Source organism: Mesorhizobium sp. 131-3-5, assembly GCF_016756575.1.
Taxonomy (GTDB): Bacteria; Pseudomonadota; Alphaproteobacteria; order Rhizobiales; family Rhizobiaceae; genus Mesorhizobium; species Mesorhizobium jarvisii.
In genome coordinates this window covers 1,064,018-1,089,522 of the sequence record NZ_AP023254.1, presented here as the reverse complement: position 1 = coordinate 1,089,522, position 25,505 = coordinate 1,064,018, and the positions used below count along the sequence as shown (strand labels likewise).

Sequence of the window (25,505 nt, the reverse complement as noted above, 5' to 3'; positions counted from 1 at the left end):
AATTGCTCCAAGAGATGGAGCTACCGCACCGCCGGCGTCCCAAACACCATGCGCAAAAACTCGTCCAGCCAGCGCTTCAGATGCATGTCCCAGATCAGCCTGCCGCCGAGGTGATCGCGGCCGGGCTGGGCGCCAGGCAATTCGAAGCGATGCGCGCCGCGCACCACCCAGCGCTGCATCATCACCCGGGTCAGTTCGCCATGGAACTGTATGCCCCAGGCATTGTCGCCATAGCGGAAGGCCTGGTTGGGATAGGTCTCCGCCGTCGCCAGCAGCGTCGCGTCGCGGGGCAAGGAAAAGCCCTCGCGGTGGAACTGGTAGACCATGTCGGGCCAGTGCATCAGCTTCCTGCCGGCCTCGGTCGCCTTGAGCGGATACCAGCCGATCTCGACCAGCCCTTCGCCGTGCCCCTCGACCTTGCCGCCGAGATGGTTGACCAGCATCTGCGCGCCGAGGCAAATGCCAAGGCACGGCCGGTTCTCCCGGAGCGGGATTTCCAGCCAGTTGGTCTCGCGGCGAACGAACTCGTCCTCGTCATTGGCGCTCATCGGTCCGCCGAACACCACCGTGCCGGCATGGCCGTCCAGCGTCTCCGGCAAGGCGTCGCCGAGCGGCGGCCGGCGGATGTCGAGCTCGAAACCCTCTTCGATGAGCATGTGGCCGACGCGTCCGGGGCTCGAATTCTCCTGATGCAGCACGATCAGGATTTTTGGCTTCGAGCTCGTTGCGCGCGGCATCGTCAGGCGAGATCCCGTCTATTCGTCGCTGGATATTCCGCGGGCACCCGGCGCCTGCGCCGCCGCCTTGCGGCGCGCCTCGACCCGGTCGTGGCGCTCGACGCCGATCAGTTCGGCGACCCGCCACACCGTATTGTCCTCTAGCTCATGCAGCTCGCCATCGGCATAGACGATCTCCCACATCAGGCCGATGAAGGCCTTGCGCCCGTCCGCGTCGAGATGGCGCTTGAGCACGCTGGTGAAGGCGTAGAGGTCGATCGCCTCATTGTCGGCGCGCTCGCCGGCGGCGGCCAGCGCTTCGAGTTCGGCGCCGCTGATCGAGTAGCTCTCGGAGAGCACAGCCTTGAACCGCTCCCATTCGACGTCCTGGCGCACGCCGTCGGCGTTCATCACATGGTAGAGCAGCGCCGAGGCGGCGACGCGCGGGTCGTCCGTGCTGGTTTGCGCGCCGGCGCCGGCCGGCAAATCCCTGAGAAACGACAGAACGCGTTCGAACATCAATCCATTCCCAAACGGCCCAAGGGCCAAGTCAATCACCCGAAGGCCAAAAATTAAAACAGCCGGAAGCGGCGCGGCGATTTTTCCGCTTCCTCGTCCGGATCGACGCCCGGATCGTCCGGCAGCCGCGCCAGTTCTTCCGCCGGCTCGACGGCCTCGGCATCGGCTGGTACCGCCGCGAACGCAGCCGCCGTGACCGGCGTGACGTGGTCTTCGCTTCTATCGATTCCCTTGCTTGTTGTCTCGCTGCTCGCCGTGGCAGGCTCGATCGCGTCGATCGGCTTCTCGCTGGCCGGCTTCGCCAACGCCTCGATCACCGGCACCGTGGTCTCGGGCGCATCGTCACGGCTGTCGATCAACTGGCCAAGCCGCTCCATCGGCGCGCGCCATTCGAAGGCATCGAGCCGACCGGTGACAGGCGATACCGGCGCCCAGCGTTCCGAAACCACGCCATCGGCGACCCAGGCCGGATCGCGCGGCGCGCGCACCGCCTTGGACAGCAGCTGCCGCACCTTGCCCTGGTCGCCGGTCTCGGCCTCCTCGATGTCGGCCAGCAGCAGATAGGCGCCCTCGCGGCGGTCCATCCGGATCGCGGCCTCGGCCTCGGTGCGAGCGGTGGCGAAATCCTGTGCGTCGAGCGCGGCACGCGCCACCGTCATCGACGATTCGGCGTGGTTCTTCTTCATCTCCTGCAGCTTCTTCGCCCGGTTGAGACGGTCGAGCACGGCGTCACCCGGCCTGGCATGGGTGTAGAGCTCGGCAATCTCGGGATGCGGCTCGGCCCTCCAGGCGGTCTCCAGGATTTTCGAGCCCTTGCGCACATCGTTCTGCCTGAACAGCGCGGCGGCGGCGGCAACGGCGGCGGGGGCGAAATCCGGCTGCAGCTTGTTGGCCTCGAGTGCGGCCGCCCTGGCGGTGGTGGGATCGCTGTCGGCGAGCGACTGCGCCTTGGCGGTCAACAGCACGGCGCGACGGCGATTGGCGGCATCGCGCTCGATCTGCCGCGTCGCCTTCTGCGCGTCGACCAGTTTCAAGGCGCCGTCCCAATCGCCGCGCGCGGTCAGCTCCTCCAGTGTCGATTCGGCCGCCCAGGCCAGTTGCGGCGCAACGGCGGCGGCGCGGCCGGCATAGTGGCGGGCGGCATTGCGGTCACCCAGCCGTTCGGCTTCGAGATAAAGCCCGCGCAGGCCGAGCAGCCGCATTTCGGGATCGTCGAGCATGCTCTCGAACTTTTGCCGCGCCCCTTCATGGTCGCCTTCGAGCAGCGAAGCCTGCGCCTCGAGCAGATGGATCAGCGGTTCCTGGTCGGAACGGATCAGCTTGGCCGCTTCCTTGGTCTTCTTGCGGGCCAGCGCACCGTCGCCGGCGCCGGCGGCGATCATGCCGGTCGACAGCGCCTGGTAGCCGCGGTCGCGGCGGCGCACGCGGAAATAGCGCGAGATGGTATAGGGGCTGTTCCACAGCGACCTGATCAGCCACCACAGGATCATTACCGCGGCGACGACAGCGACGATGGCCACCGCCGCCACCATCAGGCTGACCTGATACTGGTAGCCGCTGAAGGTAACGACCATGTCGCCCGGCCGGTCGGCCAGCCAAGCAAAGCCGAGACCGAGCGCGAAGACGACGATGAGGAAGGCGAGCAGGCGGATCATCGTTTTGCCCTCATGCCTTCATCGCGCCGGAGATCAGCGCGTCGACCTGGGTTTCGACCTCGATGCGCGCCTTCAGTTTGCCGGCAAAGTCGGCACCGGCGGCCTTCACGGCCTCAGGCAGCGAATTGTATTCGCCGAGCGCCTTGGCATAGTCGCCCTGTGTGACGGCCACCTCCATGCGCGCAACGGTTTCCGGCGCGCCGGGCCCCTCGACGGCGCCGATCGGCCGGACCTTGACCAGCGATTCGGCACTCGACATCAGGTTCTGCAGGAAGCCGGCATTCTGGTCGACCGGCGTGGCGGCGGCGACCATGGCATTGGCTGCGGCATCCATTTGCGAGGCGATCTCGGTGCGGGTGGGCACGCCCTTTTCGGCATAGGGCCGTAGGGTCGCGAGCTCAGGCGCGTTGGGCGAAATCGCCGCCAGCGTATCGAGTTCAGCCGAGAACGGCGCACCGCGTTCGAGCGCCGACTTCAAAGCCGACGCGGCAATGGCGAGCGCGATCTTCGGCTGTCCTGCCGCCGCCTCGACCTTGCCGGAAAGCTGCGACACCGACTGTTCCAGCGCGGCGAGCCGGCTGTCCTGGGCCTTCGCAGCTTCGCCCGTCGATTTCACCAGCGCGTCGAGGCTCGCCAGTTTTTCGTTGAGCGGGCCGAGATCGACCGGCGCCGCGCTGCCGGCCTTGCCGAGGGCGGCGACCGCGGTTTCGATCTGCTTGACCTTGTCGCCGAGCGCCGCAAGCCCGGCATTGTCGCCAGCACCGCCCTGTTCGACCGCCGATTTCAGCGCCGCGACATCGGCCTTTACCTGCTCCAGTCCCGAGGAAAGTCCGACCACCTTGGCCGCTGCATCGTTATTGCCGCCGCCGTCCTTCAGCCCGGCAATTTCGGTTTTCAGCGAAGCGATCTCGCCATTGACGCCGTCGAGCGAGACGCCGGCGCCGGAACCCGGCGCGCCAAGCAGGCCGGCAAATTGCAAGCCGCCGGCGCCGGCGAGCGCGATGACGCCACCGATAATGCCGGCAGCGATGCTGTTGAGGCCGCCACGCCTCGCCACGGCCGGCGCTATCTTTTCGTCCCGCATCTGGGTTTTTGCCTTGCTGTCATCGGTGCGCTTGGCCGACGCATCCTCGAAATTATAGTCGGAGGCGGCAGTGCGATCGGCTGGCGCATCCGAGCCGGGATAGGGCATCTCCGGCTCAGCGGCCTTGGCCTCCGTGGGCGGCTCGATCCCGGCCTGTCCCACGCCATCGGCATGCTCCCAGGGTTCGAGATCGGTCTGGTCGGCATGCACCGGCTCTTCGGGAGCCTCCGGCTGCGAGGCATCAGCGGCTTCCTCGGCCTTTGCCTCGTCGGTCTGGGCCGCTGCCTTGGCGGCATCCTCGTCGACGAGGCGGGAAACGGCACCGGGCTCGAGATCGATGGTCACCGGCTCGCGGCGGCTTTTCGAGTGTCGCATCTTCGGCGTCTTGACCATGCCTGGGCTCCGCAAAATTCGCTTCGTCTCAACGCCTGCCGGCGCGTGATGGTTCAGAAAGGGTCTAGCACATCACCAAGCGGTGAAAAGGGGCGGTGTGATGACGCGGCTCAGGGCAGCACCCGCAAAAGCGCCAGCAGCGCCTCCTCGTCGGGTCGCGCGGCGATGCGGATTGTTTTGCCGGCGCCGTCGCCGAAGGCAGCGGCTATGCGGGCGGAAAGAGCGAAAACCTGTATCTTTTCAAAGGCCTCTTGCAAGGCAGGCCGTTTGCTCAAAGCCTGCATCGCGAGGGCCGCCTTGGCCGAGTAGAGCAGCACCGCATCGACCGACTGGCCGGACAGCAGCGCGAGGATGGTCTCGTCTGAATATGGCACCGGGAGCGTGTCATACGTCTCCACGGCGCGAACCCGGACTCCAGCCGCTTCCAGCCGTTGTTCGAACATCGGAAACCGCACGCGCCCGCAGAGATAGGTGATTGCCTTGCCGGGCAACGCCGCCGCGATGGCGTCGGCCAGCGCCTCGGCATCGCCCGAGCCTTCAATGACGGATGAGAACCCCATCTTGCGCGCCGCTTCGGCGGTCCTGGCGCCCACGGCATGGCAAGGAAGAGCAGCAAGCGCCGCGATGACCTCGTTTGCGGTATGGCGCACGGCATTGGCGCTGGTAACGGCAACGGCAACGGCATCACCAGTGACGAACCCCGCATCGGCAGGCAAAGCCACCGTTTCGGTCAAGGGCAGAACGACCGGTTGAAAGCCCGTCTCCTGAAGCCGCCGCGCCGTGCGCGATGCGCCCGGTTCCGGTCTGGTCACCAGGACGCGAAGCATCGTCAGAGCCAGCCGTCGAAGAACTTTTCGCCGGCCCTGGCCCGCACCGTCCGGGCGGCCTCATCGCCGATGCGGGCGGCATCCTGTGCCGGTCCCTGCAATTCGACCGTGTGCGACTGCGTGCCGTCGGGTGAGATGATCAGGCCGGCGAAAGAGAGAGTTCCGGCCTCGATCGTCGCATGGCCGGCGATCGGGGTGCGGCAGGAGCCGTCGAGCGCCGCCAGGAAGGCGCGCTCGCAGGCCAGCGCCTGCCCCGTCCGAACATCATGGATCCCCGTCAGCATCTTTTCGACGTCGCGGTCGCCGATACGGCTCTCTATGCCGATCGCACCCTGTCCGGGTGCGGGCGGAAAAATGTCGAGCGGCATCAAATCGGTGGCGACATGCTCAAGACCGAGCCGCTTCAGCCCGGCATAGGCGAGGATGGTGCCGGCGGCGACGCCTTCGTCGAGCTTGCGCAGCCGCGTCTGCACATTGCCGCGGAACATCACCACGTCGAGATCCGGCCGCATGCGGCGGATCAGCGCCTGCCGCCTGAGCGACGACGAGCCGACCTTGGCGCCGCGCGGCAGCTCGGCGATGGCCTTTGCCGCCTTGCCGACAAAGGCATCGCGCGCATCCTCGCGCGGCAGGAATGCGCTGAGTTCCAGACCGTCCGGCAATCGCGTCGGCATGTCCTTCGACGAATGAACGGCGATGTCGATCGCGCCGGCAAGCAGCGCTTCCTCGATTTCCTTCGTAAACAGGCCCTTGCCGCCGGCTTCCGACAGCGGCCGGTCCTGGATGCGGTCGCCGCTGGTCGAGATGACGGCGACCTCGAAGGCTTCCGCCGGCAGGCCATGCGCGGCCATCAGCCGCGCCTGTGTTTCATGCGCCTGTGCCAGCGCCAGCGGGCTGCCGCGTGTTCCGATTTTCAAGATTGTTTGCATGGCGCGCGGTCCGTGATAACCCCCCGGCTGGCTTTGCGTTTCCGGCATTCTCCCTAAAGGGGAACGCCTGGCTACACAATCTCTTGGGATAGCGACGAATTGATCCGCGTTCTGGGCATTGAGACGAGTTGTGACGAGACCGCCGCCAGCGTCGTGGCGCTGGAAGGCGATGCCGCGCCGCAAATCCTGTCCAACGTCGTGCTTTCGCAGATCGAGGAACATGCCGCCTTCGGCGGTGTCGTGCCCGAGATCGCCGCCCGCGCCCATGTCGAGGCGCTGGACGGCATCATCGAGGCGGCGCTGGCCGATTCGGGCACAACCCTTGCCGATATCGATGCCATCGCCGCCACCGCCGGCCCCGGCCTAGTCGGCGGCCTGATCGTCGGGCTGATGACGGCCAAGGCGATCGCCGCCGCCGCAGGCAAGCCGCTGATCGCCGTCAACCACCTCGAAGGCCACGCGTTGACGGCGCGGCTGACCGATGGGCTCGAATTTCCCTATTTGCTGCTGCTGGTCTCCGGCGGTCACACGCAGATCCTGGCGGTGCGCGGTGTCGGCGACTATCAGCGCTGGGCCACCACCATCGACGACGCGCTCGGCGAAGCCTTCGACAAGACCGCCAAGATGCTCGGCCTGCCCTATCCAGGCGGACCGAACGTCGAGACGGCGGCTCTATCAGGTGACGCCTCGCGCTTTGCCTTCCCTCGGCCGATGAAGGGTTCGGCGCAGCCCGACTTCTCCTTCTCCGGCCTGAAGACCGCCGTGCGCCAGGCGGCGACCGCGATCGAGCCGCTGAGCGACCAGGACGTCGCCGACATCTGCGCCTCGTTCCAGGCAGCGGTCGCCGATGCGCTGGCCGACCGCGTTTCGCGCGCGCTGGCGCGATTCAGCCAGACATTTCCCGACACGAAAAACCCTGCGCTGGTGGTTGCCGGCGGCGTCGCCGCCAACCGCACCATCAAGGCAACGCTGGAACGGTTGTGCGCCGAGGCCGGTTTCACCTTCGTCGCGCCACCGCTCAAGCTTTGCACCGACAATGCCGCGATGATCGCCTGGGCCGGCATCGAACGGCTGCGGGAAGGCATGGCGCAGGAGAACGGCTTCGATTTCGTGCCGCGCTCGCGCTGGCCGCTGGACAGCATCTCGGCGCCGATGGTCGGTTCCGGCCGGCGCGGAGCCAAGGCATGACTGGTCCAAGCGAGAACAGTCAGGGCATGGCCCGTCCCGGTAAAGGCGGCTGGCAGGTCGCCGTGCTGGGCGGCGGCGCCTGGGGCACGGCGCTGGCGCTGGCCATGCTGCGCGCCGGCCATAAGGTGCGGCTGTTCGCGCGCGATCCGGAAACCGTGGCGGCGATCGTCCAAGGCCAGAATCCGCGCTATCTGCCCGGCATCGCCATTGCGCCCGGCATCGAGGCGACATCGGACATTGCGGTAGCGCTCTCGGGCGCCGATTGCGTGCTGGCCGTGACGCCGGCGCAATCGCTGCGGGCGACGCTGACGGCCGCGAAGGACCATATACTGGGTGGCATCCCGCTTGTTCTCTGCGCCAAGGGCATCGAGCGCGACACCGGCGCCTTGCTGTCGGCAATTGTCGAGGAAATCCTGCCGCGAAATCCGGTTGCCGCACTGTCGGGCCCGAGCTTCGCCACCGATGTCGCCCGCGGCCTGCCGACGGCGGTGGTGGTCGCCGCCCGTGACGAGGCGCTGGCGGTCGACCTTGCCGCCCGCTTTTCCGCCGAAAACCTGCGTTGCTATTCGAGCGACGACCTGATCGGCGTCGAGATCGGCGGCGCCTTGAAGAATGTCTTTGCCATTGCCGCGGGCGCCGTCACCGGCGCCGGGCTCGGCGCCAGCGCCCAGGCCGCCATGGTGACGCGCGGCTTCGTCGAACTGCGCCGCATCGGTGCCGCCTTCGGCGCCAGGCCCGAGACCTTGATGGGGCTTTCCGGCCTTGGCGACCTGTTGCTGACCTGTTCGTCCGCCCAATCGCGCAACTTCGCCTACGGGCTGGCGCTCGGGCAAGGCAAGGCGCTTGCCGGACTGGCGCTGGCCGAGGGCGTGCCGACGGCGGCGATCGCCGCCCGCATCGCCGCCGAGCGCGGCATCGACGCGCCGATCATCGCTGCCGTGGCAGCCATACTGGACGGCACCATCACCATCCGCCAGGCCGTGACGGCCTTGATGACCCGGCCGCTGAAGACCGAAACCAACGATTGATCCCTCAACTTCAACCCCCCAATTTCAATCTCAACGACCAGGAGAAAGACCATGCTGTTTGCTTTTGTTTGCAAGGATAAGCCCGGAAGCCTGCAGGTGCGCCTCGACACGCGGCCCGAGCATGTCGCCTTTCTCGAAGGGCTGAATGCGGACAAGAAACTGGCCTTCGCCGGTCCGTTCCTCGATGCCGACGGCCAGCCCAACGGCAGTCTCGTGGTCGTCGAGGCGCCGGATCTGGCCGCGGCGCAGGCCTTGTCGGCCGCCGACCCCTATGCCAAGGCGGGCCTGTTCGAAAGCGTCGAAATTCGCCAGTGGAACTGGACGTTCAACAAGCCGGCGGCTAGTTAATTCCGGTGGCCGGCACCTGGATCGCACGGAGGAGAAACATGAACTACTGGCTGTTCAAATCCGAACCCTCGGTTTTCTCCTTCGAGGCGTTGAAGGCCAAGGGCAAGGCAGGCACGCAATGGGACGGAGTGCGCAACTACGCCGCCCGCAACAACATGAAGGCCATGCAGATCGGCGATCTCGGCTTCTTCTACCATTCCAATGAGGGGCTCAACATCGTCGGCATCGCCGAAGTCTGCGCGCTGGCCCACCCCGACACCACTTCGGATGATCCGCGCTGGGAATGCGTGGACATCCGCGCGGTTTGCGATGTGCCGAACCCGCCGACCCTGGAACAGGTAAAAGCCAATCCGAAGCTTGCCGAAATGGCGCTGGTGCGGCTCGGCCGGCTTTCCGTGCAGCCGGTGACCCCGGCCGAATGGAAGGAAGTCTGCCGCATGGGCGGCCTGACGCCCGCTCCGTGACGGCACTCACCCCGCACGGCGCGAAGCAATTCATCCTCGACAACACGGCGCTGATGGCGCCGCCGCACGTGCCGGAGATTCTGCTGCGCCTCGCCGATGAAGCGCACGATCTGTGGCAGCGGACCGAGGACGAACTGGTCGAGATCGGCCTGCCGCCGCCCTTCTGGGCCTTTGCCTGGGCAGGCGGCCAGGGCCTTGCCCGCTATGTCCTGGACAATCCCGACACGGTGCGGGGCAAGCGCGTGCTCGACTTCGCCTCGGGCTCCGGCCTTGTCGCCATCGCCGCCGCCAAGGCGGGCGCCGCCGAAGTGATCGCCGCCGACATCGACCCGTTCTGCGCCACCGCGATCCGCCTCAACGGCGAGGCCAATGGCGTCGGGATCGGCTTCCTCGGCACGGATTGCATCGGCACCGATGCGGGCTGGGACGTGGTGCTGGCCGGTGACGTTTTCTACGACAAATCCTTCGCCGACCGCCTGATGCCATGGTTTGCGACACTCAAGGCGCGCGGAGCCGAGATCTTCGTCGGCGATCCCGGCCGGTCGTATCTGCCGAAATCGGGGTTGGAGCCGCTTGCAGTCTATGAGGTGGAAGTCACGCGGGCGCTGGAGGATTCCCTAGTCAAGCGCACCACCGTCTGGCGCTTTGCTTGACGCCATCGCCGAAGCGCCTGATACAGAATGCATGCATGTCGCATGGCCTGCATCTGGAGGGGGAAGCTCATGGATTTTTCAGCAGTGAACTGGCTGGCGGTCATTGCCGCCGCCGTCTTGGCCTGGCTGTTCGGCGCCGCCTGGTACATGGTGTTGAGCAAGCCGTGGCTGAAGGCCGCCAAGCTCGATCCGGCGACGATGAAGAAATCGCCGCTGCCTTTCGTCATCAGCTTCGTCGCCGAACTGGTCATGGCCTCCATCATGGCGCTGGTGGTCGGGGCGATGACCGGCGGTGAACCGACATTGCTCGCCGGGCTTGTCTTCGGTTTCGTGCTCTGGCTGGGTTTCGTCGCCACGACGCTGTCAGTCAACCATCGCTACGAGAATTTCGGCTGGGACCTGACCCTCATCGACGGTGGCCACTGGCTGGGCGTCTTGTTGATCGTCGGCGCGGTGATCGGCTGGTTCGGCGCCGCGGCAAGCTAAGCCGGCGCATTGTCGATGGCGGACGAGTCCGGATTTCCACGCGACCAGGTGTTCACCCGGATCTGCCACGTCAAGCAAGGCTATGACGACCGGCGCCGCCACATCGTCCGCGAATTCGAGCGGCGCGGCGTGCCGGTCTATTTTTACACGGACTGGGACCAGGCAGACATCACGCCGGAAATCCGAAACGAGCTGGTCGCGCCCGCCCTTACCCACCTGGCGACCGTCTCGCTGGCGCTGAAACATGTCGGCATCTGGCGCGATTTCCTCGAGACCGACCAGCCCTACTGCCTGGTTTTCGAGGACGACGTCTTCCTCGCCCGCGACTTCGTCGCCAAGTTCCGGCAGGGGCTGGCTGAACTCGGCGGCTCAACGCGCAAGGCCGTCATCTATCTCGGCAATGGCAGCAACTACTACACGCCGAGTTGGAAATTGCGGAAGGGCCAGAAGCTTTATCCGGCTCTCCATGCAAGATGCGCCGATTCCTACCTTATCACCCGCCCGGTTGCCGAGGCCCGCTGCGCCTGGATCGCGCAAAACAAGATATCGACGGCGATCGACCACCAGATTGAGCAGATGGACGAGAGGCTCGGGGTTGAGATGCTTTGGTTCGAGCGGCCGATTGCCGAGCAGGGCAGCGAGAACGGCTCATTTCACACCTCCGTCGCCGGCAAAAAGCAGCCGCTTTTCTACAAAAAGCTGAAATGGACCCTGAAGAAGTTCCGACGCATGATCTTCGGCTACAACGCCCGGTCGTGACCGAAAGACAGGCCCGGCAGCCGCCTACACCTTCTCCGTGCCGTGCGTCTTTGCCGCTTCCTCCAGCAGCCACTCACGAAACGCTGCGATGCGGGCGTCGTCCTTCACGGTTTCCGGATAGACCAGGAAATAGGCGAATTCCGGCGCGACCTTGATGCCGAGCTCGAAGGGGCGCACGAGACGCCCCTGCGACAAATCATTGGCGACCATGGCGAAGTCGGCCAGCGCCACGGCATTGCCGTCGAGTGCCGCCTGCGTGGCATCGGTCGAGGAACCGAAGACGAGCGTGCGGCTGTCGTCGAAATCGTCGACGCCGGCCGCCTGCATCCACATGCTCCAGTTCGGCCAGGTGACGCCTTGCCGCGACCAATCGATATGCGCGAGCGTATGCCGGAAGAGATCGCGCGGTTCGTTGAGCGGCGGCCCGGAAGCCAGCAGCGCCGGGCTGCACACCGGGATGATGATGTTGTCGAACAGCCGGTGCGCGCAAAGCCCGGCATATCTGCCGGTGCCGAACCGGATGCCGATATCGACGTCGTCGCGCTCGAAGTCCCTGACATCGTAGGTGATGTCGAAACGCAACTCGATGCCCGGCCTCTGACCGCGGAAATCGTCGATGCGCCGCATCAGCCATTTCGTCGCGAACTGCGCGTCGAGCGTCACCTTCAAGAGCGCCGTGCCGCGCGTCATCTTGTGGGCGCGCGACACCGCCCGGTTGAGCAGGTCGAGCGCATCGATCGACGCCTCGTGAAGCACGTTTCCCGCTTCCGTCAACCGCATGGTGCGGCTGGTGCGGGTGAACAGCACCAGATCAAGCTGATCCTCGATTTCCTTGACCTGATGGCTGACCGCGGCCGGCGTCAGCCCAAGCTCGTCGGCGGCGCGGGTGAAATTGAGGTGACGCGCCGCCGCCTCGAAGGTCCTCAGCGCGCGCGTTCCGGGCAGGAGGCGAGACATCTGATCTCCAAATAAAACTTGATGATCTGAAAAGAACTACTCGTTTCCCGTTTGTTTTTCAATCCGGCATGATCTCGACATCGAGATACCTTCAAACCGGATTTGATATCCGGAGAAACCGGATAAAGCCATGACCGACATCGCTATGAAGTCCCATACCGCCCTGAAATCATCTCTCCCGCAGTGGCTGCGCGCCACGTTCGACTGGCTGCGCCAGGCCAACGTCGCCGCCAGGCTTCCCTTGGAATCGGTCGACGACCTTTCCGACCGTGAACTGCGCGATATCGGCGGCGAACGCCGCGACATCGCCAGGGCGATGGACCGGGAACTCCGTGAAATCGGACTGCTGGGCACGGGTTGGCAGAAGCGATAGAAAAGGAAGTCGGCAGTAGGGGATAGACGTAGAAAGAGATCCCTACTGCCTACTGCCTACTGCCTACTGCCCATTCCCTACCGCACCACCTTCACCACTGTCCTACCCGACAGCAGCGGCAGCAGCCGGGCCATCGTGCGCGCGGTCACCGCCACGCAACCTTGCGTCGGCGTGAAATCCGGTCGCGCCAGGTGGAAGAAGATGGCGCTGCCGCGCCCGCGGCGGCGCGGCGCGATGTTCCAGTCGAGCACCAGGCAGGCGTCGTAGAGCCGGTCGTCGCGCCGCATGCGCTCATGGCTGGCGCCATAGGGGATCTTGACAGGCCTGTTGTAGTTGCGGTCGTCTGATACCTCGCACCAGCCGAGGTCGGGCCCGATCGGCGTCATCGCCAGCCGCGTCCGGCGGCCACCGGCAAACTGATCTCCCCGGAAATAACCCGACAGGATCCGCATCGAGCCGAGCGGGGTGGCGCCATCGCCCTCGCGCTTGTCGGCCGAGATGCCGCCACGCCCGAGCGCGCAGGCAAACACGGTTTTTCCGGCCTGCAGCAGGCCCTGGCTGGGGTGGCCGGGCCTTGCCCGCACGGTCAGCACACGCAGCCGTTTCGGCAAAATTGCGCCGGCTGCATTGCGATCGCGTTTTTTCTTGTATGATCGTGCCACGGAACAAATCACTGTGATCGGCTATTGTGTCGGCCAGCTTCCGCATAAATACGCAGCGGTCAACTGAATTTCATTTTCAAAACAACGGATTGATCCATGACTTCACGCACCATCCTAATCGTCGACGACGACGACGACCTGCGCGGCACACTGGTCGAGCAACTCGCCCTCTACGAGGAATTCGACGTGCTGCAGGAAGCGACTGCGGCAAAAGGCGTCACGGCGGCACGCGGCGGCCTCATCGACCTGCTCATCATGGATGTCGGCCTGCCCGACATGGACGGCCGCGAGGCCGTCAAAATCCTGCGCAAGGGCGGCTATAAGGCGCCCATCATCATGCTGACCGGCCACGACACCGATTCGGACACGATTCTGGGTCTCGAGGCCGGCGCCAACGATTATGTGACGAAGCCGTTCCGCTTCGCGGTGCTGCTGGCGCGCATCCGTGCCCAGCTGCGCCAGCACGAGCAGAGCGAGGACGCCACCTTCTCGGTCGGCCCCTACACCTTCAAACCCAGCCAGAAGCTGCTCATCGACCCGCGTGGCGGCAAGGTGCGGCTGACGGAGAAGGAAGCCTCGATCATCAAATATCTCTACCGCGCCGACCAGAAGGTGGTGACGCGCGACGTGCTGTTGGAGGAAGTCTGGGGCTACAATTCCGGCGTCACCACGCACACGCTGGAAACCCATGTCTACCGGCTGCGCCAGAAGATCGAGCGCGATCCTTCCAATGCGGAAATTCTTGTGACAGAAAGCGGTGGCTACAAGCTGGTTCCTTAAACATTTCATTATCCAATAAGCGGTCTGGGCGGGACCGCTTTCGGGTGCGATCCTGTTGGAGGGGATTAAGGATCGACTCGTGAAGGAGGGATTGGACTGACCGTTCGGGGACGCAGCTAGAGATGGCGTTGGATGACGACATCCGCATTCTGTCCGCCGTGAGGCTCTTCCAGGGTTTCACGCAGGAACAGCTGCGCCTGCTCGCCTTCGGCGCCGAGACCACCCTGCTGCAGGCCAACCACAAGCTCTACCGCGAGGACGACGAGGCCGATTCGGCCTATGTCGTGGTCAGCGGACGCATCGTGCTCTATCGCGAGCAGAGTGGCGAGCGTATCCCGATCGGCACCGCCGGCCCCGGCACCATGCTCAGCGAACTGGCATTGATCGCCGACACCAATCGGCTGACCAGCGCGTCGGCCGAAATCGATTCGGAAGTGATCCGGCTCAGCCGCAAGATGTTCCGCCGCATCCTCGAGGAATATCCGGAACTGGCGGTGAAGCTGCACCAGCGCATCTCCGAGGAATTCCAGGACATGATCCGCCGCATCGAGGAACTGGCGCCACGGTTTTCGGGTAGGTGAGAGCCGCGAATGGACTTCCGGCTTGTTCGAGCCACCGAAAATGACCTGCCCTTCATCATGGCCACCGAACGGCGCGCAGGCTACGATGCCTTTGTCGGACGCTGGGATGAGCCATGTCATCGCCAAGCCTTTGCCGACGGCACCCACGCCTATTTCGTAGGGATCGAAGGCTCGGCGCCGATCGGCTTCGTGATCTTGCGCGGTTGGGCTTCTGCCGAACGTGTGACACTGGTCAAGCGCATTGCCGTTGTCGCGCCGGGCCAAGGCCAGGGCCGAATGCTGCTGGCGGCAGCGATTGACCGGGCCTTTGTCGAAACCGACGCCTATCGGCTATGCATCGGCCTCTTTCCGGACAACCATCGCGCGCGGCGCGCCTACGAGGCTGTTGGATTCACAGCCGAAGGTATTGCGCGAGGAAGCGCGTTTTTCAATGGCGTGCACCGCGACGAACTGGTCATGGCGCAGCTGCGGCCGGAATGGGAAAAACGCCGGTTGGGATAATCAGTCCAGATCGAAGCGTGCGATGACAGGAACATGGTCCGACGGCCGCTCCCAGCCGCGCGCCGCGCGCAGTATTTCGTAGCCGGCGAAATCAGGCACCAGATTGGGCGACGACCAGACATGGTCGAGCCGCCGGCCCCGGTTCGATGCTTCCCAGTCCTGCGCGCGATAACTCCACCAGGTGTAGAGCTTCTGGTCTAGTGGCACGTTGTGCCGCATCAGGTCGACCCAATTGCCGGCGAGCCGCATCGCCTCGAAGTTTTCGGTCTCGACCGGCGTGTGGCTGACCACATTGAGCAATTGCTTGTGCGACCAGACGTCGTGCTCGAGCGGCGCGATGTTGAGATCGCCGACCAGCACCGAGGCGGACACCTCTGTGTGCTCGGCGCGAATAGCGTTCATCTCGGCGACGAAATCGAGCTTGTGCTTGAATTTCTTGTTGATTTCGGGATCGGGCTCGTCGCCGCCCGCCGGAACGTAGAAATTGTGCAGCAGGATCGTCTTGCCGCCGGCGCGCACCGTCACCGACAGATGCCGGCTGTCCTCGATCTCGCAGAAGCGGCGCTTTTCGACCACCTCGATCGGCCGCCGCGCCACCGTGGCGACGCCGTGATAGCCCTTCTGGCCATGGAAGGCGATGTGCTGGTAGCCGAGCCTGCGGAATGCCTTTTCCGGGAACAGCTCGTCGGGAACCTTGGTTTCCTGCAGGCAAAGCACGTCGGGCGCGTACTCGTCGAGCAGTCGCTCCACGATCGGCATGCGCAGACGAACCGAATTGATGTTCCAAGTGGCGACGGAAAAGGGCATTTGGCAATCCGGACAGCGTGCAGCCAGCCAGGATCGATAGGCCCTGACGGAGAAGACGCCTTTTGAGGGAGTCAGTCCGGAAACTGCCAGCCGCGGGCAGCAAAGACAAGCCGGGCGCCAGTTATTGATCTCGGCGCCCCTCATTGACCTGCCGGGCATTTCTCCCCGCAAACGGGGAGAAAGAAACTGGTTTCAGCGCCGCCGCCGCAAACTTGCCGTAGCGACGGGAGCTATCTTGTCTTGGTGTTCAGCTCGCGGTTCGCCGTATAGTCGATGGCAAAGGTGTCGGGCGCGAAGCTGACGCCTTCCTTGGTGTTGAAGATCATCACCGTGGTGTCCTTGCCTTGCGCGTCGGTGATCGTCCACTGGCGCAGATCATAGGTTTTCGGATCGAACATCATGGTGATGCGCGCATTGCCGAACACCGACTTGTCGGAAAGCTGGATGGTGGTGAGATCGTCTTCTTCCTTGACGCTCTTGACGCGGTCGCCGGAGAGGTCGATCCGGTCATCGAGCAGCAGCTTCAGCGGCGTCTTCGACAGCGGATAAAGGTCCGATGTGTTCATTTTCTTGTTGAGTATGACCACCGACTTGCCGTCGGAAATCACCTTGAAATTCGACGCTCCATCATAGTTGAAGCGGATCTTGCCCGGCCGCTCGAGGAAGAATTTGCCGCCGGTCTGCTCGCCCTTGGGGCCAAACTGCACGAATTCGCCGCTCATCGATTTGACCGAGGAAAAATGGTCGGCGATCTTCTGCGCGGCGGCGGGCACGGCCGCCTGCGCCGAAGCCAGCAGCTCGAACCCGGGCACCACGTTGAAGGCGGCTGCACCCGTAGCGACAAGGCCGAAGCCGAGGAGCTGGCGGCGGGTCGGGGCAAAATCGCTGAGCTTGGAAAGATCGTTTTTCATGTCGGTCACTCTCGTGGTGATTCCTGTATCTGTCGCTGTCCTGAACCCCCAGTTGGGCTGAAGTTTGGCGGGGCGAACGCTGCTTAGTTGCTGAACGCGCCAGAGGGTTCAAAGTTGCCGTGAGCTCCCCGCCATCAGAACTTGTCGTCCTCGGTCGGCACCAGGATTTCGCGTTTTCCGGCATGGTTGGCCGGGCCGACGATGCCTTCCTTTTCCATCTTCTCGATGATCGAGGCGGCGCGGTTATAGCCAATGCCGAGCCGGCGCTGGATGTAGCTGGTCGACGCCTTGCCGTCGCGCAGCACCACCGCCACCGCCTGGTCGTAGGGGTCGTCGGAATCCTCGAAATTGCCGCCGCCACCGCCGCCGGAGCCACCGCCCTTGCCGGACGGCTCGTCCTCATCCTCGTCATCATCCTCGGTGATGGCGTCGAGATATTCGGGCACGCCCTGCAGCTTCAGGTGCCCGACGATCTTCTCGACCTCGTCGTCGGAGACGAAGGGGCCATGCACGCGCTGGATGCGGCCGCCGCCGGCCATGTAGAGCATGTCGCCCATGCCGAGCAGCTGCTCGGCGCCCTGCTCGCCCAGAATGGTGCGGCTGTCGATCTTCGATGTCACCTGGAAGGAGATGCGGGTTGGGAAGTTGGCCTTGATGGTGCCGGTGATGACGTCGACCGACGGACGCTGCGTCGCCATGATGACATGGATGCCGGCGGCGCGCGCCATTTGCGCCAGGCGCTGCACCGCGCCCTCGATGTCCTTGCCGGCGACCATCATCAGGTCGGCCATCTCGTCGATGATGACGACGATGTAGGGCATCGGCTCGAGATCGAGGTCCTCCGTCTCGTAGATCGCCTCGCCGGTCTGGCGGTCGAAGCCGGTCTGCACGGTGCGCGAGATTTTTTCGCCCTTTTTCTCAGCCAGCTGGACCCGTGCGTTGAACCCGTCGATGTTGCGCACGCCGACCTTGGACATCTTGCGGTAGCGGTCCTCCATCTCGCGCACGGTCCATTTCAACGCCACCACCGCCTTCTTCGGATCGGTGACGACCGGCGTGAGCAGATGCGGGATGCCGTCATAGACGGAGAGTTCCAGCATCTTCGGATCGATCATGATCAGCCGGCATTCCTGCGGTGTCAGCCGGTAGAGCAGCGACAGGATCATGGTGTTGATGGCGACCGACTTGCCGGAGCCGGTGGTGCCGGCGACCAGCACGTGCGGCATCTTGGCGATGTCGACGATGACGGCCTCGCCATTGATGGTTTTGCCCAGCGCCAGCGCGAGCTTTGCCTTGGTCGTCTCGAAATCGCGGCTCGCCATGATCTCGCGCAGATACACCGTCTCGCGCTTGGCGTTCGGCAATTCGATGCCGATGGCGTTGCGGCCGGGCACCACGGCGACGCGGCAGGCGATCGCGCTCATCGAGCGGGCGATGTCGTCGGAGAGGCCGATGACCCGCGACGATTTGATGCCGGGCGCGGGTTCCAGCTCATAGAGGGTGACGACGGGACCCGGGCGCACGGCGATGATCTCGCCCTTGACGCCGAAATCCTCCAGCACGCCTTCAAGCAGGCGCGCATTCTGTTCCAGCGCATCCTTCGACAGGCTCGGGTCACGCGCGACGTTCTTCGGTTCGGACAGGAAATGCAGCGACGGCATCTCGAACTTGTCCGAGCCGATCAGCGAGGTCTGCGCCTCGCGCTGGACGCGTGCGCCAGGCGCCGGCCGCGGCGCCGGCGCCTCGACGCGGGTGGCGGCATCCGAACGGAACTGCTGCACCTTGGCCGTTGGCGCCGCACGGCGCTGGGTGACGGGCTCCTCGTCGAAATCCATGTCCTCGTCGTCGCGGTCGAAGATGTCGTCATCGTCTGGATCGACGGATACGCTGCGGTCATTGACCATGGCGGCGAAGAATTCCGGCTCGACGCGGGCGCGGCCATCCGGGCTCATCCGTTGCTCGGCGAATTCGGCCGATTCGACGCGCTCGGCGGCACGCCGCCAGGCGCTGGGGCGCGCCTCCATCTCCGGCTCGTACTCGTCGCGTTCCTGCCTGCGGCGCACCGCGCGGCGATGCATCCACGCGCGCAACGACAGCCACCAATGGGTGATGGCGCCGAGCGCCAATATGCCCTCGTCGCCCTCATCCTCTTCATTGTCGAACAGAAGATCGTCCTCGCGCGGGTCCGCGGCAGCCGGCTCTTCCATCACGGCGAAGCCGTTCTTGCGCCCGATCAGCGCCGAGCCATAGGCGAACAGCCAGAGCGCCGGCATGGCCAGCAGCACGGCGAGCACGCTGGCGATCAGCCCGGTCGGATAGCCGCCGATCAGCACGCCGGGAATCTTGAGCACCATGTCGCCAAACACGCCGCCGAGGCCGGTGGGCAGCGGCCAGGTCTTGGGCGGAACGATGCAGCCGGCGATGGCGGCGGCGAGCAGCGCGAAGCCGAACCAGAACAGCCCGCGCTTGGGCAGCCTGTCGACGCCGCGCGCCGAAAACAAGAGATACCCCCAGATGACAGCCGGAACCAGCGCCGCAACCGCGGCAAGGCCAAAGAACTGCATGGCGAGGTCGGAGAAAACCGCGCCGGCATAGCCCATGGCGTTGGTGACGGTGTTGTTGGTGGCGTGTGAGAAGCTTGGATCGGCAACGTTCCAAGTGGCGAGGCTGGCAACCCCGAAGGCCACAGCCAGAAACATGCCGGCGCCGACCAGCCGGCCGACCTGGCGCCGCGCGAAAGCCTGGATGCCGTGCCCCGTATCGGTCATCGCGAGCGGTGCTGAAGCCCCTGAACGCATGCTCTTCCCCGTCAGTGATTGCCTGGCCCGAGCGCATGACGCACTCCGGCAGATTCGGATGCCAGACTATCGGTGGGAAGGTTAAGGGGGCATTAACTATAAGAGGTTGAGATCATCAAACTCGTCACTTCAGGTTGCAGCGGAAGCGGGCGGGATGTGCAATGTCGCCGTGCGGCCACCGGGGTGGATAGAGGCATGCGGTCTATCTTCCTTCGCGGGGCGGCCCTGGCCTGGGCAGGGCTTAGTCTCCTGCTTGCTGCGCACTGGTTTGTCGAACTCGGGATGGTGGGCTTTCCGGATGGTCACGTGACGCCCTTTGCCAGGGCGACCGGCCCGCTCCTGCACCTGCTCGCCTCCGCTTGCCTGATACAGGGCCTGTATTTTCTGTACAGGGCTCTCTTCGGCAAGGCATTTTTGGTGCCGGGTCTTGGCCTGCAAATTCTGATTGCGGCCGTGCTGACGGTGGCGCCGACGTTGATTGTCCGCAATTGCCCCCGTTCCCAGATGTGCAGCAGTGCCTATGAGGCGCTGACAAACACCATGATGGACGACGGCACCGGCGGATAGACTCCGCCATCGGACGGGCATCGGGAACGCCTGCGGTCTCCGCCAAGGCGTACTGGCAAACGAAACAATGGCGGGCACCTGGACCCGCCATCGTTTCGCTCGACAACAAAAGGATCGGGCCTCTGCCCGATCCCGCGCGATCACTTGTGACCGGCGTACATCATCAGGTTGGCGCAGAATTCGGCGTGAGGCTTGCTCATCGCTGCGTCCTGGCACTCCTTCATCATCTGGTCCTGCTTGTCCTTGGCCGTCGAGGCCCAGGCTGCCTTGAAATCCGCCTCGGACTTCATGGTCTTCATGCCGGCATCGGTGAAGAACGGCGCCATATTGTCAGGCTCGTCGAGCGCGCCAGCAAGCGCAACGCCGCCGACCATCGACAGAGCCAGTGCTCCCAGGAAGATGTTCTTGATGTTCATCAGTTGGTTCCTTCCCTGTTGGTAGCGAGCACCAGAACGGCGCTCGCACCTCCAGTACGGAGCCGGGAGGCTCTATGTTTCTCCTCGTTGGCTGATCACGCGAACGTGATCTCATCGAAAAACGATTCCTCCTTCTTCTTTTCGAAGCGTTCGATTTTCCAAAAAAAGAGGCCCGAATTGCTTCGGGCCTCAATGCGTGAGCCTCTTTCGAGAACGTCACGACGGGATCTCTGGAGTAGCTCCGGGAAAGCCGAATTGCAGGTTTTCCCGGGATTGCGTGAAAATATGGGGCCGGCGGGAGGAGGATCCGCCGGCCCCTTGGCGAAGCTTGCCTTACGGCACCACTTCGCCATGCTGGGAGATGTCGAGGCCTTCGACCTCTTCCTGGGTCGTCGGACGCAGGCCGACCAGCGCCTTGACGATGTAGAGGATCACGAAGGTGGCGATCGCCGTCCACAGGATGGTGAAGACGATGCCGTAGAGCTGCTTGCCGATGGAAGCGTCTTTGCCGAGTGCATTGATCGCCGGATCGGCGAGCACGCCGGTCAGCAACGCACCGACCACGCCGCCGACGCCATGGACGCCGAAGGCATCGAGCGAGTCGTCATAGCCGAACATGTGCTTCACCTTGACCGCCGAGATGTAGCAGACCACGCCGGCGACGATGCCGACGATGAAGGCGCCGGTCGGGTTGACGAAGCCGGAAGCCGGCGTCACCGCGACGAGACCGGCGACGGCGCCCGAGATGATGCCGAGCACCGAGGGCTTCTTGGCGACGATCCATTCGGCGAACATCCAGGCGAGAGCCGCCGCGGCGGTGGCGACCTGGGTGTTGAGCATGGCGGCACCGGCAAGGCCGTCGGCTGCCAGTTCCGAACCGGCGTTGAAGCCGAACCAACCGACCCACAGCAGCGAAGCGCCGATCACCGAATAGACCAGGTTGTGCGGCGCCATGTTGGTGGTGCCGTAGCCTTCGCGCTTGCCCAGGACCAGCGCGCAGACCAGGCCCGCGACACCGGCGTTGATGTGGACGACCGTGCCGCCGGCGAAGTCGAGCACGCCGGCCGCGCCAAGGAAGCCGCCACCCCAGACCCAATGCGCGATCGGCGCATAGACGACCAGCAGCCACAGGGCCATGAAGATCAGCAGCGCCGAGAACTTCATGCGCTCGGCGAAGGCACCGGCGATGAGGGCAGGCGTGATGATGGCGAAGGTCATCTGGAACATCGAGAAGACGAACTCAGGAATGTTCGCGACCCCTGGCAGCCACAGCGTCGAGACGGTGATGCCGTGATGGAAGAATCTCGAGAAGCCGCCGATGTAGCTGTTCATGCTGGCGGATTCATTGGTGGTGAAGGCCAGCGAATAGCCGAACATGAACCACAGCACCGTTACCAGGCAGGTGATGGCGAAGCTCTGCATGATGGTGGCGAGCACGTTCTTCTTGCGCACCATGCCGCCGTAGAACAGCGCCAGGCCCGGAATGGTCATCATCAGCACCAGGGCCGTCGAGGTCAGCATCCAGGCGGTGTTGCCGGTGTCGAGCACCGGGGTGGGCGCGGCAGCCGGTGCGGCGGCGGCAGCGGCCGGAGCGGCTTCCTGCGCAAAGGCGGCGACGCTGCCCAATGCTGCCAGAGCAAGCGAGCCCAGAAGGGCCGCCCGTCCCGTCGTCTTCAAGGTGGAAGAAATATTCATTGAACTCTCCATTGGAATACGTGTTCGCCGCTCAGAGCGCGTCGGTGTCTGTTTCGCCGGTGCGGATGCGCACCGCCTGATCGATGCCGAAAACGAAGATCTTGCCGTCGCCGATCTGGCCGGTCTTGGCCGCGGCGGTGATGGCTTCGACGGCCTTGTCGACCATGTCGGCACTGACAGCGACCTCGATCTTGATCTTCGGCAGGAAACTGACCGCGTATTCCGCTCCGCGATAGATTTCCGTATGTCCCTTCTGACGCCCGTAGCCTTTGACTTCGGTGACGGTCAGGCCCTGGATGCCGACGGCGGTAAGCGCTTCGCGTACCTCGTCCAGCTTGAACGGCTTGATGATTGCCATCACGATTTTCATAAGGTTTCACCCTTTGCTGTTGCGGTCCCCCGCGTTTGCACGACTTCACCGATCCCAAAGAGCCGGAGAGTGCACACAAGGATTCAAGCTCCGTGCCAAGTGCCGAAGCAGCATGTTAACCTGTTGTAAACACAGGGAATGAGGCGATGGGAGGCAGCGGGTGCCAATGCCTGCGGCACGCCACATGCTCAAAAAATATGCAATTTTTCGAATTTGCCTAATTTGCCGGCTTTGAGCATGATCCCGAAAAGTCGAGCCCGGTTTTCCCGGACAAACGGTTTTCGTTTGCCCAGTGATCCTGCTCAAACAAGACTCGCAATGCTCAACGCTTGAGCCGGATCAACCCTTCCTGGGCCATCGAGGCGATCAGCGTGCCGTCGCGCGCATAGAGCGTGCCGCGGCTGAAGCCGCGCGACCCCGAACTCGACGGGCTGTCCTGCGCATAGAGCAGCCAGCCGTCGAGCGAATGCGGCCGATGGAACCACATCGAATGGTCGAGGCTCGCCGCCTGGATATCGGGATCGAACAGGCCGCGCCCATGCGCGAAGGTCGAGGTGTCCAATAGCGTCATGTCGGAGAGATAGGCCAGCAGCACCGATTGCAGCGCGCGGTCATCGGGAACCGGGCCGCCAAGGCGGATCCAGACGTTCTGCCGGGGCGGCAGCTTGTCGCGGCTTTCATAGTGCTGGAGATTGACCGGCCTGAGTTCCAGCGGCCGTTCGCGCGCCCAGAAGCGGCGCACCGCCTCCGGCACACGCTCGGCTCTTTCGAGCAGCTGGCGCTGCGTCAGCAGCCCTTCCGGCGGCGGCACGTCGTCGGGCAGCGCGAACTGGTGTTCCAGCCCCTTCTCGTCGACCTGGAACGAGGCTTCCAGCGAAAAGATCGCCTGTCCGTGCTGGATCGCCAGCACGCGTCGAGTGGTGAAGGAGCCGCCGTCGCGGATGCGGTCGACCTCGTAGGCGATCGGCACCCTGATGTCGCCCGGCCGCATGAAATAGCCGTGCAGCGAATGCACGAAGCGGTCCGGCTCCACCGTCCGCTGCGCCGCCACCAGCGCCTGGGCGATGGTCTGGCCGCCGAACACGCGCTGCCACTCCACCTGGGGGCTGCGACCACGATACAGATTGTGTTCCAGCCTCTCGAGGTCGAGAATGCTCAGAAGCTCGTCGATCGCCGCCGTCATGTTTTGTGACCTCGCCGCAAAATTGCTATGGCGGTTTCCGACAGGGAGAACGAGCCGTCAAGGGCGCGAGCCCGGGCCGACGCGCAAGGAGCCAAGGCATGGAACGCAAGGCGGACGCCAAGACCAGATCCGGGCTCGATGTCCTCGTCGCCGGAGCAGGCTATGTCGGCCTGGCCACCGCCGTCTCGCTGAAACAGGCGCGACCGCATCTGGCCGTGGCGCTGGTCGATGCCGCGCCCGCCGGCGCCTGGCAACGCGACGGCCGCGCCTCGGCCATTGCCGCTGCCGCCTGCCGCATGCTCGACCAGCTCGGCGTCTGGGCCGAGATCGCGCCGCAGGCGCAGGCGATCACCGAGATGATCATTACCGATTCGCGCAGCGCCGATCCTGTGCGCCCGGTCTTCCTGACCTTTGGCGGCGAAGTGGCGCCGGGCGAGCCCTTCGCCCATATGGTCGCCAACAAGTCGCTCAACGGCGCCTTGCGCGCCAGGGCCGAAAAGCTCGGCATCGACATCATCGAAGGCGTCGCGGTGCAGGGTTTCGAGACCAATGGCGCCGGTATCACCGTGCATCTGGCCGACGGCGCCGCGCTGACGGCACGGCTGCTGGTCGCCGCCGACGGCGTCAATTCGAAGCTGCGCGACATGGCCGGCATCAAGACGGTGAAGTGGGACTATGGCCAGTCCGGCATCGTCTGCACCGTGGCGCATGAACGCCCGCACAATGGCCGCGCCGAAGAGCACTTCTTGCCCGCCGGCCCCTTCGCCACGCTGCCGCTGAAACCCGACGAAGACGGCACCAACCGCTCGTCGATCGTCTGGGTCGAACGCACGGAGGATGCCAAAACGCTGGTGGAAGGCGACGACCTCGTCTTCGAGCATGAACTGGAACAGCGTTTCAGCCTGAAGCTCGGCGAGATCCGCGTTGCCGACAAGCCGCGCGCCTGGCCGCTCGGCCTCACCATCGCGCGCGCCTTCGTCGCCCCGCGCGTGGCCCTTGCCGGCGACGCCGCCCACGGCATCCATCCGATCGCCGGCCAGGGCCTCAATCTCGGCTTCAAGGATGTGGCCGCACTTGCCGAAGTGATCGTCGAGGCCGACCGGCTCGGCCAGGACATCGGCGCGCTCGACGTGCTCGAACGCTACCAGCAATGGCGCCGTTTCGACACGGTGCAGATGGGCGTCACGACGGATGTGCTTAACCGGCTGTTTTCCAACGACATCACCCCGCTGCGCACCGTGCGCGACATCGGCCTCGGCCTCGTCGAGCGCATGCCGCGCCTGAAGGAGTTTTTCATCCGGCAGGCGTCGGGATTGTCCGCGGACACGCCGCGGCTGCTGAAAGGCGAGGCGATCTAGCCTTTCGTATAGTCAGGCCCAAAACGTGTCGGCAGGCCGTCGGCGAGTTTCAGCCAGGGGAGCTTCTCCTCAAAAGCGACATGCAGCGTTGGTGCAAATTTTTCCGGGTCCTCCATCGCCGCGGCAAAAAAATGCATGACACCGGACATGCTCTTTGAGCGGAAAGACAGTGGCGAGCCACAGTGATCGCAAAATGTTCTTTCCACACCGGGAGAAGAGTTGAAGACCTTCGGAGGCTTGCTCAGCCATCGCCATTGGTCGTCCAAGACGCCAATATAGGTGGTCATCGGCGCAGAACATTGCCGCCGACAACTTTCACAATGACAGCTCACGCAATGCTTGTGCCGGACCATCGACCTCAAAAGCAATGGCGCCACATAAACAATGACCGCGCATGCGAATTCTCCTTGAGCCAATCGACTGACCGATAATTTATACCGGTCGTAGTGGGGGAGCCGCCATGAAATGCGCTGAGCTCGAGCCCAATTCCGACATTC

General features: G+C 64.5%; 29 protein-coding genes. 13 read left to right on the top strand and 16 right to left on the bottom strand.

Annotation, left to right across the window (positions count from 1 at the left end; translation table 11 throughout):
- Positions 1–20 precede the first annotated feature (20 nt).
- From JG747_RS05285 to hemC, 6 genes are all read right to left on the bottom strand, one after another.
- Positions 21–737, bottom strand: a complete 717-nt coding sequence (locus tag JG747_RS05285) for a glutamine amidotransferase (protein WP_019861966.1) — start codon at positions 735–737, stop codon at positions 21–23.
- A gap of 18 nt (positions 738–755) precedes the next feature.
- Positions 756–1,235: a tellurite resistance TerB family protein gene (locus JG747_RS05280; RefSeq protein WP_202361304.1), complete on the bottom strand. Its 480-nt coding sequence runs from the start codon at positions 1,233–1,235 to the stop codon at positions 756–758.
- Positions 1,236–1,288: 53 nt separating this feature from the next.
- Positions 1,289–2,890, bottom strand: a complete 1,602-nt coding sequence (locus tag JG747_RS05275; protein ID WP_064981438.1) for a heme biosynthesis protein HemY — start codon at positions 2,888–2,890, stop codon at positions 1,289–1,291.
- A gap of 10 nt (positions 2,891–2,900) precedes the next feature.
- Positions 2,901–4,367, bottom strand: a complete 1,467-nt coding sequence (locus JG747_RS05270; RefSeq protein WP_202361303.1) for a COG4223 family protein — start codon at positions 4,365–4,367, stop codon at positions 2,901–2,903.
- 110 nt (positions 4,368–4,477) lie between these two features.
- On the bottom strand, positions 4,478–5,194 hold the full coding sequence (locus JG747_RS05265) for a uroporphyrinogen-III synthase (protein ID WP_202361302.1): 717 nt from the start codon (positions 5,192–5,194) through the stop codon (positions 4,478–4,480).
- 2 nt (positions 5,195–5,196) lie between these two features.
- A complete protein-coding gene (gene hemC, locus JG747_RS05260) occupies positions 5,197–6,123 on the bottom strand; it encodes a hydroxymethylbilane synthase (protein ID WP_202361301.1) in 927 nt (308 codons plus the stop codon).
- A 102-nt stretch (positions 6,124–6,225) separates the two neighbouring features.
- Between hemC and tsaD the strand changes: the two genes are divergently transcribed.
- The 7 genes from tsaD to JG747_RS05225 all read left to right on the top strand — a co-directional run bounded on the left by tsaD (position 6,226) and on the right by JG747_RS05225 (position 11,049).
- Positions 6,226–7,311, top strand: a complete 1,086-nt coding sequence (gene tsaD, locus JG747_RS05255) for a tRNA (adenosine(37)-N6)-threonylcarbamoyltransferase complex transferase subunit TsaD (RefSeq protein ID WP_171903317.1) — start codon at positions 6,226–6,228, stop codon at positions 7,309–7,311.
- Positions 7,308–8,339, top strand: coding sequence for an NAD(P)H-dependent glycerol-3-phosphate dehydrogenase (locus JG747_RS05250; RefSeq protein WP_202361300.1), 1,032 nt, complete (start codon positions 7,308–7,310; stop codon positions 8,337–8,339). Before tsaD ends, JG747_RS05250 begins: the two co-directional genes overlap by 4 nt.
- Positions 8,340–8,390: 51 nt before the next feature.
- On the top strand, positions 8,391–8,687 hold the full coding sequence (locus tag JG747_RS05245) for a YciI-like protein (RefSeq protein ID WP_202361299.1): 297 nt from the start codon (positions 8,391–8,393) through the stop codon (positions 8,685–8,687).
- A 38-nt stretch (positions 8,688–8,725) separates the two neighbouring features.
- Entirely contained in the window at positions 8,726–9,151 is a 426-nt protein-coding gene (locus JG747_RS05240) for an EVE domain-containing protein (RefSeq protein WP_202361298.1), read from the top strand.
- Entirely contained in the window at positions 9,106–9,804 is a 699-nt protein-coding gene (locus JG747_RS05235) for a class I SAM-dependent methyltransferase (RefSeq protein WP_441938901.1), read from the top strand. The genes JG747_RS05240 and JG747_RS05235 overlap by 46 nt, the downstream gene beginning before the upstream one ends.
- A gap of 69 nt (positions 9,805–9,873) precedes the next feature.
- Complete coding sequence (locus JG747_RS05230) at positions 9,874–10,290, top strand: DUF1761 domain-containing protein (protein WP_202361297.1); 417 nt, start codon at positions 9,874–9,876, stop codon at positions 10,288–10,290.
- Positions 10,291–10,305: 15 nt separating this feature from the next.
- Positions 10,306–11,049, top strand: a complete 744-nt coding sequence (locus tag JG747_RS05225) for a glycosyltransferase family 25 protein (protein ID WP_064981453.1) — start codon at positions 10,306–10,308, stop codon at positions 11,047–11,049.
- Positions 11,050–11,073: 24 nt separating this feature from the next.
- Here JG747_RS05225 and gcvA read toward each other — a convergent pair whose 3' ends face one another.
- Positions 11,074–12,006: a transcriptional regulator GcvA gene (gene gcvA / locus JG747_RS05220; protein ID WP_019861981.1), complete on the bottom strand. Its 933-nt coding sequence runs from the start codon at positions 12,004–12,006 to the stop codon at positions 11,074–11,076.
- A gap of 130 nt (positions 12,007–12,136) precedes the next feature.
- Between gcvA and JG747_RS05215 the strand changes: the two genes are divergently transcribed.
- Positions 12,137–12,379 carry a hypothetical protein gene (locus JG747_RS05215; RefSeq protein ID WP_202361296.1) on the top strand — a complete coding sequence of 81 codons (243 nt, stop codon included), beginning with the start codon at positions 12,137–12,139 and terminating at the stop codon, positions 12,377–12,379.
- A 77-nt stretch (positions 12,380–12,456) separates the two neighbouring features.
- Here the strand turns inward: JG747_RS05215 and JG747_RS05210 are convergent, their stop codons facing one another.
- Entirely contained in the window at positions 12,457–12,993 is a 537-nt protein-coding gene (locus JG747_RS05210; RefSeq protein WP_223217913.1) for a L,D-transpeptidase family protein, read from the bottom strand.
- 144 nt (positions 12,994–13,137) lie between these two features.
- Between JG747_RS05210 and JG747_RS05205 the strand changes: the two genes are divergently transcribed.
- The 3 genes from JG747_RS05205 (at position 13,138) to JG747_RS05195 (ending at position 14,903) form a co-directional block, all read left to right on the top strand.
- A complete protein-coding gene (locus JG747_RS05205) occupies positions 13,138–13,821 on the top strand; it encodes a response regulator transcription factor (RefSeq protein ID WP_010912284.1) in 684 nt (227 codons plus the stop codon).
- Positions 13,822–13,943: 122 nt separating this feature from the next.
- A complete protein-coding gene (locus JG747_RS05200; protein WP_038650502.1) occupies positions 13,944–14,402 on the top strand; it encodes a cyclic nucleotide-binding domain-containing protein in 459 nt (152 codons plus the stop codon).
- A gap of 57 nt (positions 14,403–14,459) precedes the next feature.
- Positions 14,460–14,903, top strand: a complete 444-nt coding sequence (locus tag JG747_RS05195) for a GNAT family N-acetyltransferase (protein ID WP_236952210.1) — start codon at positions 14,460–14,462, stop codon at positions 14,901–14,903.
- Here JG747_RS05195 and JG747_RS05190 read toward each other — a convergent pair whose 3' ends face one another.
- The 3 genes from JG747_RS05190 to JG747_RS05180 form a co-directional block, all read right to left on the bottom strand.
- Complete coding sequence (locus JG747_RS05190; RefSeq protein ID WP_038650507.1) at positions 14,904–15,710, bottom strand: exodeoxyribonuclease III; 807 nt, start codon at positions 15,708–15,710, stop codon at positions 14,904–14,906.
- Between the two features lie 230 nt (positions 15,711–15,940).
- Positions 15,941–16,621 (bottom strand): outer membrane lipoprotein carrier protein LolA, encoded by a 681-nt coding sequence (locus tag JG747_RS05185; protein ID WP_027047537.1) that lies wholly within the window; start codon positions 16,619–16,621, stop codon positions 15,941–15,943.
- Between the two features lie 134 nt (positions 16,622–16,755).
- Positions 16,756–19,419 carry a DNA translocase FtsK gene (locus JG747_RS05180; protein WP_202361295.1) on the bottom strand — a complete coding sequence of 888 codons (2,664 nt, stop codon included), beginning with the start codon at positions 19,417–19,419 and terminating at the stop codon, positions 16,756–16,758.
- 195 nt (positions 19,420–19,614) lie between these two features.
- On the opposite strand from JG747_RS05180, the gene JG747_RS05175 reads away from it, so the two are divergent.
- Entirely contained in the window at positions 19,615–19,986 is a 372-nt protein-coding gene (locus tag JG747_RS05175; RefSeq protein WP_064981462.1) for a hypothetical protein, read from the top strand.
- A 140-nt stretch (positions 19,987–20,126) separates the two neighbouring features.
- Here JG747_RS05175 and JG747_RS05170 read toward each other — a convergent pair whose 3' ends face one another.
- The 4 genes from JG747_RS05170 to tesB form a co-directional block, all read right to left on the bottom strand.
- Positions 20,127–20,402 carry a hypothetical protein gene (locus tag JG747_RS05170; protein ID WP_019861990.1) on the bottom strand — a complete coding sequence of 92 codons (276 nt, stop codon included), beginning with the start codon at positions 20,400–20,402 and terminating at the stop codon, positions 20,127–20,129.
- A gap of 333 nt (positions 20,403–20,735) precedes the next feature.
- Positions 20,736–22,097: an ammonium transporter gene (locus tag JG747_RS05165; protein ID WP_019861991.1), complete on the bottom strand. Its 1,362-nt coding sequence runs from the start codon at positions 22,095–22,097 to the stop codon at positions 20,736–20,738.
- A 31-nt stretch (positions 22,098–22,128) separates the two neighbouring features.
- Positions 22,129–22,467, bottom strand: a complete 339-nt coding sequence (locus JG747_RS05160; protein WP_013528889.1) for a P-II family nitrogen regulator — start codon at positions 22,465–22,467, stop codon at positions 22,129–22,131.
- A gap of 322 nt (positions 22,468–22,789) precedes the next feature.
- Positions 22,790–23,650 (bottom strand): acyl-CoA thioesterase II, encoded by an 861-nt coding sequence (gene tesB, locus JG747_RS05155; RefSeq protein ID WP_202361294.1) that lies wholly within the window; start codon positions 23,648–23,650, stop codon positions 22,790–22,792.
- Between the two features lie 98 nt (positions 23,651–23,748).
- On the opposite strand from tesB, the gene JG747_RS05150 reads away from it, so the two are divergent.
- Complete coding sequence (locus JG747_RS05150; RefSeq protein WP_019861993.1) at positions 23,749–25,008, top strand: ubiquinone biosynthesis hydroxylase; 1,260 nt, start codon at positions 23,749–23,751, stop codon at positions 25,006–25,008.
- Here the strand turns inward: JG747_RS05150 and JG747_RS05145 are convergent.
- Entirely contained in the window at positions 25,005–25,295 is a 291-nt protein-coding gene (locus JG747_RS05145) for a GFA family protein (protein ID WP_069090491.1), read from the bottom strand. The two genes, JG747_RS05150 and JG747_RS05145, sit on opposite strands and share 4 nt — an antisense overlap.
- Positions 25,296–25,505 lie beyond the last annotated feature (210 nt).